Origin of the sequence: Maricaulis salignorans (assembly GCF_900103475.1) — a bacterium.
In the GTDB taxonomy this organism is placed as follows: Bacteria; Pseudomonadota; Alphaproteobacteria; order Caulobacterales; family Maricaulaceae; genus Maricaulis; species Maricaulis salignorans.
In genome coordinates, this window is record NZ_FNHG01000007.1 from 96095 (window position 1) to 111053 (window position 14959).

13 protein-coding genes are annotated in these 14959 nt (G+C 63.6%); 3 read left to right on the plus strand and 10 right to left on the minus strand.

The window, feature by feature from the left end; translation table 11 throughout:
- Positions 1 to 47: 47 nt before the first annotated feature.
- From BLT42_RS07655 to BLT42_RS07675, 5 genes are all read right to left on the minus strand, one after another.
- Complete coding sequence (locus tag BLT42_RS07655; RefSeq protein WP_091769398.1) at positions 48 to 941, minus strand: LysR family transcriptional regulator; 894 nt, start codon at positions 939 to 941, stop codon at positions 48 to 50.
- A gap of 114 nt (positions 942 to 1055) precedes the next feature.
- Positions 1056 to 2240 carry a DUF547 domain-containing protein gene (locus tag BLT42_RS07660; RefSeq protein WP_091769312.1) on the minus strand — a complete coding sequence of 395 codons (1185 nt, stop codon included), beginning with the start codon at positions 2238 to 2240 and terminating at the stop codon, positions 1056 to 1058.
- A 106-nt stretch (positions 2241 to 2346) separates the two neighbouring features.
- A complete protein-coding gene (trxB, locus tag BLT42_RS07665) occupies positions 2347 to 3291 on the minus strand; it encodes a thioredoxin-disulfide reductase (protein ID WP_091769315.1) in 945 nt (314 codons plus the stop codon).
- Between the two features lie 102 nt (positions 3292 to 3393).
- The gene (locus tag BLT42_RS07670; RefSeq protein WP_091769318.1) at positions 3394 to 3882 is read right to left on the minus strand and encodes a protein tyrosine phosphatase family protein; all 489 of its coding nucleotides are present in this window, start codon (positions 3880 to 3882) and stop codon (positions 3394 to 3396) included.
- Positions 3879 to 4856 carry a mitochondrial fission ELM1 family protein gene (locus BLT42_RS07675; RefSeq protein WP_091769321.1) on the minus strand — a complete coding sequence of 326 codons (978 nt, stop codon included), beginning with the start codon at positions 4854 to 4856 and terminating at the stop codon, positions 3879 to 3881. The genes BLT42_RS07670 and BLT42_RS07675 overlap by 4 nt, the downstream gene beginning before the upstream one ends.
- A gap of 117 nt (positions 4857 to 4973) precedes the next feature.
- On the opposite strand from BLT42_RS07675, the gene BLT42_RS07680 reads away from it, so the two are divergent.
- The 3 genes from BLT42_RS07680 (at position 4974) to BLT42_RS07690 (ending at position 7788) form a co-directional block, all read left to right on the plus strand.
- Positions 4974 to 5387, plus strand: a complete 414-nt coding sequence (locus BLT42_RS07680) for a BlaI/MecI/CopY family transcriptional regulator (RefSeq protein WP_091769324.1) — start codon at positions 4974 to 4976, stop codon at positions 5385 to 5387.
- Entirely contained in the window at positions 5384 to 7093 is a 1710-nt protein-coding gene (locus tag BLT42_RS07685; RefSeq protein ID WP_091769326.1) for a M23/M56 family metallopeptidase, read from the plus strand. The genes BLT42_RS07680 and BLT42_RS07685 overlap by 4 nt, the downstream gene beginning before the upstream one ends.
- Before the next feature lie 122 nt (positions 7094 to 7215).
- Positions 7216 to 7788: a murein hydrolase activator EnvC family protein gene (locus BLT42_RS07690; RefSeq protein ID WP_091769328.1), complete on the plus strand. Its 573-nt coding sequence runs from the start codon at positions 7216 to 7218 to the stop codon at positions 7786 to 7788.
- A gap of 74 nt (positions 7789 to 7862) precedes the next feature.
- On the opposite strand, the gene greA is transcribed toward BLT42_RS07690, so the two are convergent.
- From greA to BLT42_RS07715, 5 genes are all read right to left on the minus strand, one after another.
- Positions 7863 to 8336, minus strand: coding sequence for a transcription elongation factor GreA (gene greA / locus BLT42_RS07695; protein ID WP_091769330.1), 474 nt, complete (start codon positions 8334 to 8336; stop codon positions 7863 to 7865).
- 54 nt (positions 8337 to 8390) lie between these two features.
- On the minus strand, positions 8391 to 11648 hold the full coding sequence (gene carB / locus BLT42_RS07700; RefSeq protein ID WP_091769333.1) for a carbamoyl-phosphate synthase large subunit: 3258 nt from the start codon (positions 11646 to 11648) through the stop codon (positions 8391 to 8393).
- Between the two features lie 231 nt (positions 11649 to 11879).
- On the minus strand, positions 11880 to 12614 hold the full coding sequence (locus tag BLT42_RS07705) for a hypothetical protein (protein WP_091769335.1): 735 nt from the start codon (positions 12612 to 12614) through the stop codon (positions 11880 to 11882).
- Positions 12598 to 13266: a glycine zipper domain-containing protein gene (locus BLT42_RS07710; RefSeq protein WP_091769336.1), complete on the minus strand. Its 669-nt coding sequence runs from the start codon at positions 13264 to 13266 to the stop codon at positions 12598 to 12600. The genes BLT42_RS07705 and BLT42_RS07710 overlap by 17 nt, the downstream gene beginning before the upstream one ends.
- A gap of 100 nt (positions 13267 to 13366) precedes the next feature.
- Complete coding sequence (locus BLT42_RS07715; RefSeq protein ID WP_176780294.1) at positions 13367 to 14881, minus strand: peptide ABC transporter substrate-binding protein; 1515 nt, start codon at positions 14879 to 14881, stop codon at positions 13367 to 13369.
- Between the last annotated feature and the right edge of the window lie 78 nt (positions 14882 to 14959).

Genomic DNA, 14959 nt, shown 5'->3' on the forward strand with positions numbered 1-14959 from the left:
AAGAAGTGGTCCGCCCGACGTGCTGTGGGTCTGAGGCCGGCGCCGACTCAGCTTTCCCAGCGGCGCGCCTGTTCGATCAGGAAGTCGCGGAAGGCGACGATGCGCCGCGATCCGCGCAATTCGCTGGGATAGACGAAATAGACCTCGAAATTCGGACCGCGCAGATCCGGCAGAACCTGGTGCAGCCCGCTATTCTCCCGCGCGACATAGTCCGGCAGGGCACCGATACCCATGCCGGCCTCGATCGACTTCATCACACCATGAATCGTATTGACCTCGACCACGGCAGGGCGCGGCGGCTGCCCTTCGGCCCGGCCGACCCGGGCGGCCCAGTCCAGCCCCGGGATGGGCGCCAGCTGCGGCGGTCCGTAATGGATGATCGAGTGCCCATCCAGATCGGCGGCGGTGACGGGTGCCGGATGCTTCTCGAGGTAGGCCGCGCTGGCATAGAGATGCTGGTCCACGCTGAGCAGTTTGCGCTGGACCAGATCATTCTGGGTCGAGGGCCAGGGGCGGATGCCGACCTCGGCCTCGAGACCGGCCAGATCCAGTTCATGATCGTCGAGCATCAGGCGAATGCGGATTTGCGGGTATTGATCATGAAAACCGGCCAGGCGCGGGGCCAGCCAGATCGCTCCGAGCGCCATCGGCGCTGTCACTTTCAGCTCGCCGCAGGGTTCGTCGCGCGCATCCTGCACACGCGCTTCGGCGATCGCGGCCTTGGCGGCGATTTCCTTGGCGGCCTCGAACAGGAGATTGCCCGGCTCGGTCCGGATCAGACCACGCGCATGGCGGTGGAACAGGGCGGCACCCAGATCATCCTCAAGCGCCGCAATCTGCCGGCTGACCGCTGACTGCGACAGGCCGAGCATCTCCGCCGCCTTGGTCAGCGAGCCGGCCTGCGCGGCCGCATGAAAGGTCTTCAACTTGTCCCAGTCCATGCGCGGCATCCTCCCGGCGGTCCATCATTGCCGCACTCTACAGGCAGGACCGCGCCGGGTGAAAGCTCAACCTGCTCCCCGGGCAAATCGGGGGCGCGTCAACGCCCCCGGTGCTCAGCCTTCCGGCGTCTCTTCGCGAGCGCCACCGAAGCTGGGTGTCATGTTGATGACCGGCTGTTCGCTGGGCGTCTCGATATCGATCGTGTCGACCGTGCCAAGTGCATTTTCCCGGATCAGACGCAGGCGCTGCTCGAACACGTATTGCAACAGCACCAGACCGGTCTGCGGCAGGATGTTGCAATTCATCGATGCGAGATTGACGACATTGGGATTGGAGGTGCCGCTGACTTCGACCGGGCTGCCGCTGCCGGTACAGCCGGTGACGCCATTGGTCATGTCCGCAATATGCCACTCAACGACATCGGTCGCGACCGGGCGATTGCCCTCCAGCTGACGGGCGGTGTTGTCATTGGCGAACCGGGTCAGGTGGGCGCGGAGATCGGTCTCGAAATCGGGGAAGAGCGGACGCGCTTCGCCGTAGATCTGGGAGACGCGCAATTCAGTGTCGCTCAGTTCAACGCCGCGCAGTGAATTGACGAAATCCGTCGCATTGCTGTCGAGCTGACGCCAGACCTGGGTGCCGCGGAAAGCTTCCCGGCGAATATTCGGTCCACCGATCGAACCATTGTGAAAGCCGTAGATCACGCGCGGATCGTCCCATTGCGGGTAGACGATGCGCAGGCGGATATCGTCAAGGCTCAGCGGGACGCCGGCGACGTTGAGGATTTTCGCTTCGAACAGAGACTGGTTGGTGCCGATGGCGCGGGTGCGGTTGATGCGGCTTTCCGGGTATCGCCCGATCACCTGTTCGATGACGGCGGCATTGTAGAGATTGAACCAGTAGGCCAGCTGCTGGTCACTGTTCAGGCTGCCGAAATCGACCCGGTTGGGCAGGTCTTCCATGGCAATGCGGAACTCGCGTATCGCCTCTTCATAACCGTCATCCATCAGGTGATAGATGACCCGGTTGCCCTCATAGCGGTAGCGTGAGGTATTGCCCCGATAGATCGCGGTGCCGGTCTGTTGCGGGCGGCCGCGGGCCACCTGACGCCGCGAGGCGGGGACACGCAGGACAATATCATTGAGAATTTCGGACCAGGCCTCGAAGTTGAGAACCTGTGTGGATTCGGGGTCATAGGCCTGGAATTGCTCGAGGCTGGCCGGGGTCGCAGCGGTCTGGGCCGAGGCAGCGCCGAGCAGAAGCACCGGGATGAAAACACAGGATAGAATGCGCAGCATGATGGAATAACCCCAACCGGTCGTGAAAAGCAGTCAGTCTCCTAACAGCAAGCCCGCCAGATTTCTAATTTCTATTTGGACATATTTGGACGGCCAGCGGCCCGGCTTATTCCTGGCTGGCCAGATAGCGTTCCGCCTCGAGCGCCGCCATACAGCCCATCCCCGCCGCCGTGACGGCCTGGCGATAGATGTCGTCGGTCACATCGCCGGCCGCAAACACGCCCGGGATCGAGGTTTTCGGCGTACCCGGCTCGGTGACCAGATAGCCGCCCTGCTTGGTTTCCAGCTGGTCCAGGAAGAGCTCGGTCGCGGGCGCATGGCCAATGGCGACGAAAAAGCCATGCGCCGGGATATCGCTGACCACATCGGTCTTGAGATTGCGGATCCGCACGCCGGTAACGCCGGGCGGGTCCATCTCGCCGAGGACTTCGACGACTTCGCTGTCCCAGACGATTTCGATCTTGGGGTGTTTGAACAGGCGGTCCTGCATGATTTTTTCCGCACGCAGGCTGTCGCGGCGATGGACCAGTGTCACCTTGGAGGCAAAATTGGTCAGGAAGAGCGCTTCCTCAACAGCGGTATTGCCGCCGCCAACCACGACGATTTCCTTGCCGCGATAGAAGAAGCCATCGCAAGTGGCGCAGGCGGAAACGCCGAAGCCCTGGAATTTCTGTTCGCTTTCCAGCCCGAGCCATTTGGCCTGGGCACCGGTGGCGATGATCACGGCGTCGGCAGTGTAGATCGTGCCGCCATCGCCCTCGAGCACGAAGGGGCGGGTCTTCAGATCGACATCGGTGATGATGTCGGAGATGATTTCAGTGCCCATTTTCTCGGCCTGGTCGCGCATCTGCTCCATCAGCCAGGGGCCCTGGATGACATCGGCGAAGCCGGGATAATTCTCGACATCCGTGGTGATAGTCAGCTGACCGCCGGGCTGCAGGCCGGAAATCAGCACGGGCTCAAGCATGGCGCGGGCGGCATAGATGGCGGCGGTATAGCCGGCAGCACCGGAGCCGATGATGATCAGGCGCGAATGGCGCGTCTCGGACATGGGAATTCCTCAATCTGGCAGGCGCGGCCATGGCCGCCGCATTTCGTGTTGCGCTCTATATAGTGGCTCGCGCCGGTCTTGCTGCGTGGTTTCGCAGCACGATTACTCGACCGGGGGCGGTGTAAGGGCGCGCACCATGCCCATATCGCGCCCGCCGGGCCAGTTCATGGTGTCGAATGGTGTCGAAAGCGCCCGGTCCCCGGTGATCAGATAGGCCGCATAGAGATGGGCCGAGCGCGTGCCGGAGCGGCAATGCATGACCACCGGTCCGTCGGATGCGGCGAGCAGGCGGGCCAGCTCGCCGGTGAGGGCCGGGCTCGCGCCGGAGGCACCGCCAATCGGCAGTTCGGCATAGCGCATTCCGCGGCTTTCGACGGCGGCACGCATGTCGAAGGGCAGGGATGCGGTCTCTTCCGGAGTGCGTGAATTGACCACCAGTACGGCGCCGGCCGCGGCCCAGGCGTCAAGATCGGCTTCGCTGGGCTGACTGGCCAGCCAGACTTCGCCGTGGCGGCTGACGATTGAATCTGAATTGGGTTCCGACATGGCGACTCCGAACAGGGACAGGAGGGATACAAGGAAATGGGTCATGCGGCGTCTCCGCTAGCGGCGTGGGATTGCAATGGCGGCTCCCAGCGATTGATCAGCAGGCCGGCAGCGCGGTCGGTTTCCGCCAGCGGTGTATAGGACCATTTTTCGAGTCTGCCGAGCCAGGGCCGCATGGCGCCGTGCGCTTCCAGCGCGGCGTGCAGCCGGGTGAATTTGCCCGCCGAGCCGTCCATGGGCAGGGCATAGACGGGTTTCCCGGTGGCGCTCGCCTCGACCAGCATATTGGTCGATTCCTCGGTGACGAAAATCCAGTCGGCCGCCGCGAGAAAGGCGAAATACGGATTCTCGCCCTCGCCATCAAACAGCCAGACGCGGGGATGGCCGGCGAAGGCCTGGCTCAGCCGGTCGCTCAACGCCTTCGGCGTGCGCCGCGATGCCGTGATCATCAGGCTGACATTATCTGCGAGCAATCCCTCGAGCCGCTCGACCAGATAGTCGGCAATGCGCGGTGTCAGGCGGAAGCGCTTCGAATCGCCGCCGATCAGCACCGCCGCGCGCGGCGGCGCCAGGGCCTCGATCTGCGCCGCAAATCCGGCGCGCCCGTCTTCGAGCAAAGTCGCGGAAATCCGGTTGGGCGAACCGATCATGGCCAGCGCATTGGGCCGGGTCAGCCGGTCATGGGCGGGCGCAAGGATCAGGTCGAAGTCCCGGTAGCGGGTGCGTGGATCCTGGACATAGGTGAAGAAGCAGCGCGTGAAGGTGCGGCGATGCCGGCCGGCCAGCTTGATCGCAGCCCGCCCGCAGCCGATCCAAAGATCCGGAGGGCCGCAGTCGGGCAGGGCAACCGAACCATCCTTGTGGGCGACGGCACGCCCGATCCGCATCCCGGTTCCGGCCGCAGCCAATTGCGCCTGCACGGCCTCGGCCAGGCCCAAGGCCTGGTTCTCGATCCCGCGGCGGCCGTCTGAGACGACCCAGCAGATCAGCGAAGGGGGCGGGGACTGGGTTTGCGACATGGTGCGAGTTAAACGGCGCGGCCCTGTTCCGGTCAAGCGCGGCAAACCCCTTGACAGAGGTGCGCTACAGATGTCACATGAGTTACAAGTGTAGCGTAACTGTGACGGGAGCCACGCATGACGCAATCCGCCCCATCCCCCGCCGAACTGGCAATCCTGAAGCATTTATGGAGCGCCGGGCCGCAGAGTGCGCGCGAAGTCCAGACCGGGATCGAGCGCGAGACCGGCTGGTCTTACTCCACCACGCGGACCCTGATTTCACGCATGACCGAGAAAGGCCTGGTTGAGCGCGCCGATGTCCACGGCCTGTCTGTCTTCAAGGCCCGGGTCGGCAAGGTGGCGCTGATGGGGCAGATGATCCGCGACTTCGCCGCCAATGTGCTCGACCTGGATGGCCCGCTTCCAGCCACTGCATTTGCCGGCAGCCGCCTGTTTTCCGATGAGGAGGCTGCGGCCCTGACGCGTTTGCTTGAAACTGAAACGTCGCCGGATGTGGCAGAGGAAGCTGACGCCGGGGAGGATGAGGCATGAGTGGCTTGCTCACAGCTCTTCTCCTCGGAGGCGCACTCACCCTGCTGGCAGCCGGGCTCACCTGGCTGGCCGGACTGGTCCTGCAGGCCCGCGCCGGGCAATCATCCCCGGCCTTGTGGCGCAGCGCCCGCCTGGTGGCGATATTGCCGCTCCTGTTGGCACCGGTGCTGTTTGCCATCCCGCAAACCCTGCCGCCCCTGCCGGCGCTCGAATTCATGGATGAGCTCGCCCTGGATCGGCCCGAGACGGCACCGGTGCGCGATGTCCCGGCGGTAACGCCTGCCGCGGTAACGCTGCCAGCGCTGCAAACCCTGCTGGCGGCTGTCTATGCGATCGGCCTGATGGCCTCGCTCCTGTTTGCCCTGCGGCGTCACTATCATCGCCGCCATTTGCTGGCGCACAGCCGGGTCGCCGATGCGTCAGAGCGCAGCCTGCTGGATCGCGAGGCCGGCAAGCTGGGCCTGTCGGCGCCGGAAATGCGCCTGTGCCCCAATGCGGTGTCCCCCTTTCTGACCGGGTGGCGTGGTGTGATTGTCGCCCCGGAGCGCTTGATGCAGTCACCGGAACGGGCCCGGCATGCCCTGGTGCACGAGCTTTGCCATTTGCGCCGCGGCGATGAGCGCGACCGCCTGCTCGGCTCGGCCCTGACCATTTTGCTCTGGTTCAACTGGCCACTGCGCCAGATCGAATGCGAACTCGACGCCGCCCGCGAGATCGCCTGCGACAGCGATGCCGTCGAAGCACTCGGACGCACCCAGTGCAAGGCCTATGCGGCAACACTGATCGAATCCATGCGGAGCTCGGCGCAGCCGGTTTCTGCCTTCGGTCCTCACAACAGGAGACAACGGGAAATGCGTATCAGATCAATCCTGTCCGGCGGTCAGACCGTCAAACATTCACTTCTAACGGCCGGTGCCCTGCTGCTCCTTGCCGTCCCTGTGGCCTATGCCCAGACAACACTCACGCCGCGTCGTGTGGTCAGCGCACCGGTTGAACAGATTGCGCCGTTGGTCGAAGCCCGCGTGCTCGCTCAAGCCTATGGCCAGGCGGAGCGCTTCGAAGCGGCGCTCCCCAACGCCGCCGCCGTGGACCGGACTGCGCCGGATGACGGGCAGAACCAGTCTCTGATGCTGGCTCACCGGCTGCAATCGGGAATGAATGTTGAGGCCTCCACCTCTGCGGCTCTGATCGCGGAGCCTGTCGCACCGGAAGTCGCACCCCGGCAAAAGGCGTCATCGCCGTCTCCGGCTCCCGTCGCGGCGGCGGCTCCGGCTGCCACACCGCAACCGGTCGCCGCGCCGGATCTGTCCGGTTCGATCGTGACCGGCCGCATTACCAGCGCCTACGGTCCCCGTCCGGCCCGGCCTGCTGGCTCGCCGGTCTTTCATGGCGGCACCGATATCGCGGCGTCGACCGGAACCGCCATTTCCGCGCCCGGCGCCGGCACGGTGGTCCATGCGGAGATGGGCTATAATGGCTCGGAGCGCTGGGGCAATACGGTCGAGATCGATCATGGCGATGGCTGGTCGACGGTCTATGCCCATCTCGACGCAATCGGGGTCGCGTCCGGACAGTCGGTGGCGCCGGGCCAGCAGATCGGTACGGTCGGCACGACCGGGGCTTCGACGGGACCGCACGTCCATGTCGAACTCCACTTCAATGGCGAGCGGGTCGATCCGGCCGGCTATCTGACCGGCCTCGATTGACGAGGCGTGCAGCCTGAAGCGTTCGGGAATGAGGCCGGGGCCATGCTCCGGCCGTTTTCGTTTGACCGGTAGGGCGGCCGGCGGGCACCTTCTGGTCACAAAAACCTGTCATACCCGGATCGATGACTTTTCCGCGACAAATCATACTGGCCTATTCGGAAGTTGTGCCAGGCGCCGATGATGCGCTCATCCGGGTGCGGGCCTGGCGGGTGGTGGCGAGCGCCTTGCTGCTCGCAGCCCTGCTGGCGCTTGTTCTGGTGGCTTGTGCTTCGGTGCCGTCAAACCGCGCGCGCTTCAATGCGCCGGTCGCCGACGCCGTCGTCTACAGCGCCTTCGGCGATACCCGGCAACGCAGTGGCGGCCGGGTGGGGCATCATGGCGGGATTGATCTGGCCGCGCCCTATGGCACGCCGGTCCATGCCGCCGGTGATGGCGAAGTGGTCTTTGCCGGCTGGGGCTATCATGGTTCGCCGCACTGGGGCCTGCTGATCGCGATCGATCACGGCGAGGGCTGGACGACCCTCTATGCGCATCTGTCCGAGGCCGGCGTCGAGGTTGGTGACCGGGTTCGTGGCGGCGAGCCGATCGGGCATATCGGCACCAGCGGCAATGCCACCGGACCGCATGTCCATCTGGAAGTGCGCCATGAGGGCGAACCCGTCGATCCGGTGGGCCATATACCCGGCCTCAACTAGGCGATCCCTGGCACCACGGAAAACGGCCGGAGCATCGCCCCGGCCGTTCTGAAATTATCTGGTTTGCGAAGGGCTCAGCCCCACTCGACTTTCATGATCTCATAGGATTTCAGCCCGCCGGGCGCATTGACCTCGGCGACATCGCCGACTTCCTTGTTGATCATCGAGCGCGCGATAGGCGAGGAGATCGAAATCTTGCCCGCATGCACATCGGCCTCGTCTTCACCAACGATCTGATAGGTCGCCTGCTCTTCAGTGTCTTCGTCGAGCACGGTGACAGTGGCGCCAAACTTGACGGTGGAACCGCCCATCTTGGTGACATCGATCACCTGCGCGCGGGCCAGCTTGTCTTCAAGCTCCTGCACGCGGCCTTCGATATAGCCCTGGCGCTCCTTGGCGGCATGATATTCGGCGTTCTCGGAGAGATCGCCGTGCTCACGTGCCTCGGAGATCGCCGCGATCACCGCCGGGCGTTCTTCACTTTTGAGACGTCTCAGTTCTTCGTCGAGGGCTTTTTGCCCTCCGACGGTCATAGGGATCTTGTTCATGCGACCACTTAACTACGGGAAATCAGAACAGGCTAGCGCCAGAGCTGCATACCATCAAGAGTAGGTCTGCAGAGCACGCGGTTCCAGCGCGCCTTCCTCAATGCGCCGCATCGACATGATCGCCGCCCGTGCTGCCGAAGCTGTTGTATAGCAAGGGATTTTCATCTCCAGCGCGGTCCGTCGAATGGAATAGCTGTCGAGATGTGATTGGCGGCCCTCAGTGGTGTTGAAAATCAGCTGGACCTCGCCATTCTTCATCAGATCGACGATATGGGGACGCCCCTCGAACACCTTGTTGACCCGGGTGACCGGCACGCCGGCATCGGAAAAGGTCTTGGCTGTCCCGCCGGTTGCGAGAATCGTGAAGCCGAGCATCGCGAGCACGCGCGCCGGTTCGATCATCGCCGCCTTGTCTCCTTCGCGCAGCGAGATGAAGACGCCCCCCTTGCGCGGCAGGTGAATCCCGGCACCGAGCTCCGCCTTGGCGAAGGCCGCCTCGAATGTGGTGTCGATGCCCATCACTTCACCGGTCGAGCGCATTTCCGGCCCGAGCACCGGATCGACGCCCGGGAAGCGCGCGAATGGCATCACGGCTTCCTTGACCGAGACATGTTTCGGTGCCGGATCCTTCAGCTTGAAATCGGCGAGGCGGGCGCCGGCCATGACCTTGGCGGCGAGCTTGGCGACCGGCTGGCCGATCGCCTTGGCGACGAAGGGCACGGTACGCGAGGCGCGCGGATTGACTTCGAGCACGAAGATATCGCCATCCTTGACCGCAAACTGGACATTCATCAGCCCCTTGACGCCAATCGCCATCGCCATGGCGACGGTCTGGCGCTTGAGCTCGGTGATCATCTCTGCCGACAGCGAATAGGGCGGCAGCGAGCAGGCGCTGTCGCCGGAATGCACACCGGCCTCTTCGATATGCTGCATCACGCCGGCGACCCAGACTGTCTCGCCATCACAGATCGCGTCGACATCCACCTCATCGGCATCGGTCAGATAGCGGTCGAGCAGGAGCGGGGACTTGCCCGAGACATTGACGGCATCGCGCAAATAACGCTCGAGGCTGTCGGTCTCGCGGATGATTTCCATGGCCCGGCCACCGAGCACATAGGAGGGGCGCAGCACCAGCGGGAAGCCGAGCTTTTCGGCCGCAGCGCGCGCCTCGTCCTCGGAATGGACGATCACATTGGGCGGTTGGCGCAGGTCGAGCTGGTTGAGCAATTCCTTGAAGCGCTCGCGGTCTTCGGCCAGATCGATCGCGTCCGGCGCGGTGCCGAGGATCGGCACGCCTTCCGCTTCCAGTTCGCTGGCCAGCTTGAGCGGGGTCTGGCCGCCATACTGGACGACGACGCCGAGCAGGGTGCCGTTCGAACGCTCTGTCTCGATCAGTTCGAGCGTGTCCTCGATCGTCAGCGGCTCGAAATACAGCCGGTCGGCGGTGTCATAATCGGTCGAGACGGTTTCCGGATTGCAATTCACCATGATGGATTCGATGTCCATGTCGGCGAAGGCAAAGGCGGCATGGCAGCAGCAATAATCGAACTCGATGCCCTGACCGATCCGGTTGGGTCCGCCGCCGAGGATGATCGCTTTCTTGCGACCGGTCGGTTCGGACTCGCACTCGACGCTGCCATCAAAGGCCGGCGTCTCGTAGCTGGAATACATGTAGGGCGTTGGTGATGCGAACTCGGCGGCGCAGGTGTCGACGCGCTTGAAGACGGGGCGGACGCCCAGGGCGCGGCGGGCGCGGCGCACGGCGGTTTCGTCCTGGCCGGTCAATTGCGCCAGGCGTGCATCGGAAAAACCCATCGCCTTGAGGGCGCGGAAGGCACTGGCCTCGGCCGGCAGGCCGAGCGTCGAGATGTCACCCTCGACCAGGACGATCTCCTCGATCTGGCGCAGGAACCAGGGCTCGTAGAGCGAGGCCGCACGGATTTCCTCAAGCGTCAGTCCTTCGCGGAAGGCCTGGGCAATGACCAGGAGGCGGTCCGGGCTGGCAATTGCCAGCGCGGCGCGGACCGCCTGTTTGCGCGCCGTCTCGTCAACGGCCTCTTCAACGCCGGGCAGGACCATATCGTCAAAGCCCGACAGGCCGGTTTCCAGCGAGCGCAGGGCTTTTTGCATGCTTTCCTGGAAGGTGCGACCGATCGCCATCGCTTCGCCGACGGATTTCATCGAGGTCGAGAGTGTCGCCTCGGCACCGGGATATTTCTCGAAGGCAAAGCGCGGGATCTTGGTGACGACATAATCGATCGTCGGCTCGAAACTGGCCGGGGTCGCGCCGCGGGTGATGTCATTGTCGATTTCGTCGAGCGTATAGCCGACAGCCAGCTTGGCGGCGACCTTTGCGATCGGGAAACCGGTCGCCTTCGAGGCCAGCGCCGAGGAGCGTGAAACGCGTGGGTTCATCTCGATGACGACCATGCGTCCGTCCGCCGGATTGACCGCGAACTGGACATTGGAACCACCAGTCTCGACACCGATTTCGCGCAACACGGCGATCGAGGCCGAGCGCATGATCTGGTATTCCTTGTCGGTCAGCGTCATGGCCGGGGCGACGGTGATGGAATCGCCGGTATGAACGCCCATCGGGTCGATATTCTCGATCGAGCAGATGATGATGCAATTATCCGCTTTGTCGCGGACGACTTCCATCTCGAACTCTTTCCAGCCGACAATGCTTTCCTCGACAAGGATTTCATCGACCGGCGAGGCGTCGAGCCCGCTCTGGCAGATCAGGCGGAATTCCTCGACATTATAGGCAATGCCGCCGCCGGTGCCGCCGAGCGTGAAGGAGGGGCGGATGATGGTCGGCAGACCGATCTCGATCATCGCGGCCTCGGCTTCTTCCATCGTGTGGACGACGGCCGAACGCGGGCTTTCCAGGCCGATTTTTTCCATCGCAGTGCGGAAGCGCTGGCGGTTTTCCGCCTTGTCGATGACATCCGCCTTGGCACCGATCATCTCGACCTTGAACAATTCCAGCACGCCGCGCCGGTCGAGCTCAAGGGCGCAATTGAGCGCCGTCTGACCGCCCATGGTCGGCAGCAGCGCGTCAGGGCGCTCGATTTCGATCACCTTGGTGACCATTTCCGGCGTGATCGGCTCGATATAGGTCGCGTCGGCCAGTTCCGGATCGGTCATGATTGTCGCCGGATTGGAATTGACCAGGATCACCCGGTAGCCCTCGGCCTTCAGCGCCTTCACCGCCTGCACCCCGGAATAATCGAATTCGCAAGCCTGGCCGATGACGATCGGGCCGGCGCCAATGATCAGGATGGATTTGATGTCGGTGCGTTTGGGCATGGGGTTCCAGTCTCACGTGCGCGCGCGTCCGGCCTGCCGCTGCGGGTGGCAGCGCCGGGTGGACGGAATGATTTAGTGCTGAAGCGGGTTCCTAACCGGGAATCGCTCCCATGGCGAGACAGAAATGCCGGGAATGACAGACAATCTGCTTGGGGACACGCTCAATAGTCCTGGGGCTGGACGGTGTCGTTGGCGTGGCAGAGCTTGGGGCGCTGCTTGTCGGCAGTGTGACTACGGGCTCCGGAAAATGGTCGCCGCTGCCCCGAAGATGGAAACCCCCAAAGATATTACTCGCGTAACCGGGTGCACAAAACGGGCGAATCGCGCCGCGCCCACGACCCGTCGAAGGAAAGCGTTGATTCTCCGTTCCACCGCGCGACCGGCCAGCTCTCCTGCGGCCAATTCGACGATCACATCACGAACCTCCCGGGTCTCGGTGCGGGCAGCGCGAAGCTCACGTCTGGCTTCGACGAATTCACGCCGTTCCGGGGCATCAGCCGGTAAAAGGTCAAGAGGCGGGTCGATGGAGAGGCCTTCATCCTGCAGGGCAAGGATATCGTCCAAATACTGCCTGACCGCGTGGAGATACGCATTTTGTGCATTCGACAGTGCGGGAAGGCTGGCCGCTCTGCGCAGCAGGGCCGAGCGGCGGCTGTCGAGCGCATCAATCTCCCGATTGAGTGAAGCCAGGCGTCGCCGCAATCGTCGGTTTTCCGCCTGCAACTGATCAATGCGGGCATGGGATTGCGCGTTCCTGCCTTCTGCCTGACGCGCCTGGCTCGCTAGGTTTTGCTGGCGGTCAACATACTGCTGCCTGCATCGTAAGTAGCGACCGATTCCCGCATTGGCGGGGTTGCAGTCATCGGTGCCAGGCGTCGCACAGCTGGCCAGGGCCGCACCGCCTGATAACAAGGCGGCCCGTCTTGAAAGCTTGCCGAGGCCCGCAATTTCAGACTCGTGGCGCATTTGCCAATTCCGCGAGGATGTTTCGGGCATTGCTCAGAGCGCGTTCGTGACGGCGCAGAAGGGCAAGTTCAGCCCTTGGTGCATTCGCCCGCGAGCGCTCACGAATCTGATTGCGAACTGACTGCAGGTTGCCGTCAACAATTCTCATGCGATCTCGCGCCTCGGATCGACGAGCATCAATCGCGCGGACCGCTTCAAAATATCTGGAGGAGCGGCTGGCCCGCTCCCGTTCGGCAACTTCAATTTCGTAATTCAGGCGGCGCTGGTCTTGCTCAAGTTCAGCGGTTTCGAGCTCGAGTTGGTTTGCTTCGATTTCCAGTTGTCCGATGTATGAATTGTATTGCGTTTCTGAACTTTCGAACTCTGCTTGTCGTTCGCCGGTCTCGCAGCCAATAGCGCCGCCCATCGTCGCCCCGACGATGGCGCCAAGAGTCGTCCGGTTGTCATTATTCGAGTCGACCTGATCGCCCAGCAAGGCACCGAATAACCCTCCTACCAGGGCGCCCTGCGCGGCGTTGCGTCGTCCTTGTTCGGTTTCAAGGCAATTCCCCGGATCCTGATTTTCATTGGCCGGCTGCTTTTGAAGGCCTTCAGCCGGACCTGAAACTGCGACGGCGACTACGCAACAACACAATAAGAATGACCGTTTCATCAATCCCCCCTTAAGCGGCAACTTGGCCCAACTCTACTGGTGATTGTTTCAAGGGTCCAGACTCGTGCGTCCCCACCGCATGCACGCCGGTCCCGATCGTCTAGAGATGTGCAATTTCCAGATCGCGCCACAACATGGGCTGGATGTCGGGCCGTGTCCCCGTAATGCCGTCGCTGACCAGCCAGTGCGCGCGCTCATGCAACAGCGGAATGACGGCCTGGTCGGCGAGCAGAATGCGCTCGGCTTCGCGATAGGCGATGGCGCGGACCACCGGATCGCTCTCGCGCCGGGCCATTTCCATGGCGGCCGCGAAATCAGGGCTGTCCCAGTTGAAATTGGCCGCAAATCCGCCCGGTCCGAACGGGTCGAGCATGAAGAAGGGATCGGCTTTCAGTCCGCGATTGAAACTGGCGACCGCGATGTCGAAATCGCCGCTATCGACGGCCTGGTAGAGATCGGTCGGGTAGCTGACCAGGAGCACGGCCTCGACGCCGATGCGGCGCCAGTCATCGGCAATGGCGATCGCGATCTGTTCGCTGACACCGGGCACGGTGCGGATCTCGACACGGCCGGGCAGTGCCGGATCGGTGGTCGGGCGCTGATCGACCGGGGCCATCATCCCGTCGGTCGGCGGAATGATGCGGTGTGTGATGCTGGCCGTATTGTCGAAGAAATTCGCGGCGATGAAATCGCGATCAATGGCGGCGGACAGCGCCTGGCGTGTCGCAGGCGGCGCCAGTCCGGGACGGGCATGATTGACCTTGAGATAGCGCAGGATCGGTGCGTCGAAGCTTCGGAACCGCTCCCCCAGGCGCTCGCGCCAATAGCCGATCTGATTGCCTGGAGGCTTTTCGGCGAGATCATATTCGCCGGCCCGGAACATGCGCGTCCGGGTGCCGGCATCGCGCACGGCATCGATGCGGATGCGCTCGATCGCTACGCCAGCCGCGCCGGCATAATGCGGGTTCTTTGCCAGATCGAGGCTCATCTGACTGGCCGCCGTGACGGTATAGGCGCCGGCGGTGACGATGTTTTCCGGACGGATCCAGTCGCGGCCATGCGCGTCGATGGCATGGCGCGGGAAGGGGTAAAATTCGCGCATCAGCGTCGGCAGCAGGCCGAGCGGCGTGTCGAGCCGGACTTCGATGGTGTGATCGTCCAGGGCGGTAAAGCCCATCGCCTCTGGCGGCATCTCCCCGGCCAGTACGGCGCGGGCATTCGCGACGGCGAAGAAATCGCCCAGATTGGCAAAGCTCTGCTGCGGGTCGACCAGGCGCCGGGCCGACCAGACAACATCATCAGCCGTCAGCGGGTGGCTGTCTGACCAGCGTGCGTCCTCGCGCAGGGCGAAGACCCAGCTCAGCCCGTCAGGCGCGACCCGCCAGCGGGTCGCGATGCCGGGCGCAACCGAGCCATCGGGGGCGTAGTCGGTCAGTCCGGCATGGATTTGTTTGTAGACCAGCGCCGCGGAGGCAAATTCGCCCAGTGCCGGGTCGAGACTGTCGGGCAGGGTCTCGATCGCGACGCGCAGCATGTCCGCAGGCGTGTCGGTGCGGGCGCAGGCGGCCAGACCCGTGGCGGCAGAGGCGGCAATGAGGGCGCGACGTGAAAACATGGACGCACTATGGGGTGATTTGACCGGGCGAGGGAAGCGGCAGCTCTGGGTCCGAACGCCGGTCGGCGCATACTCCTG

Coding starts and splice junctions, on each gene's coding strand:
- BLT42_RS07655 (WP_091769398.1), bottom strand. CDS start 941: ATGGACTGGGACAAGTTGAAGACCTTTCATGCGGCCGCGCAGGCCGGC.
- BLT42_RS07660 (WP_091769312.1), bottom strand. CDS start 2,240: ATGCTGCGCATTCTATCCTGTGTTTTCATCCCGGTGCTTCTGCTCGGC.
- trxB (WP_091769315.1), bottom strand. CDS start 3,291: ATGTCCGAGACGCGCCATTCGCGCCTGATCATCATCGGCTCCGGTGCT.
- BLT42_RS07670 (WP_091769318.1), bottom strand. CDS start 3,882: ATGACCCATTTCCTTGTATCCCTCCTGTCCCTGTTCGGAGTCGCCATG.
- BLT42_RS07675 (WP_091769321.1), bottom strand. CDS start 4,856: ATGTCGCAAACCCAGTCCCCGCCCCCTTCGCTGATCTGCTGGGTCGTC.
- BLT42_RS07680 (WP_091769324.1), top strand. CDS start 4,974: ATGACGCAATCCGCCCCATCCCCCGCCGAACTGGCAATCCTGAAGCAT.
- BLT42_RS07685 (WP_091769326.1), top strand. CDS start 5,384: ATGAGTGGCTTGCTCACAGCTCTTCTCCTCGGAGGCGCACTCACCCTG.
- BLT42_RS07690 (WP_091769328.1), top strand. CDS start 7,216: ATGACTTTTCCGCGACAAATCATACTGGCCTATTCGGAAGTTGTGCCA.
- greA (WP_091769330.1), bottom strand. CDS start 8,336: ATGAACAAGATCCCTATGACCGTCGGAGGGCAAAAAGCCCTCGACGAA.
- carB (WP_091769333.1), bottom strand. CDS start 11,648: ATGCCCAAACGCACCGACATCAAATCCATCCTGATCATTGGCGCCGGC.
- BLT42_RS07705 (WP_091769335.1), bottom strand. CDS start 12,614: ATGCGCCACGAGTCTGAAATTGCGGGCCTCGGCAAGCTTTCAAGACGG.
- BLT42_RS07710 (WP_091769336.1), bottom strand. CDS start 13,266: ATGAAACGGTCATTCTTATTGTGTTGTTGCGTAGTCGCCGTCGCAGTT.
- BLT42_RS07715 (WP_176780294.1), bottom strand. CDS start 14,881: ATGTTTTCACGTCGCGCCCTCATTGCCGCCTCTGCCGCCACGGGTCTG.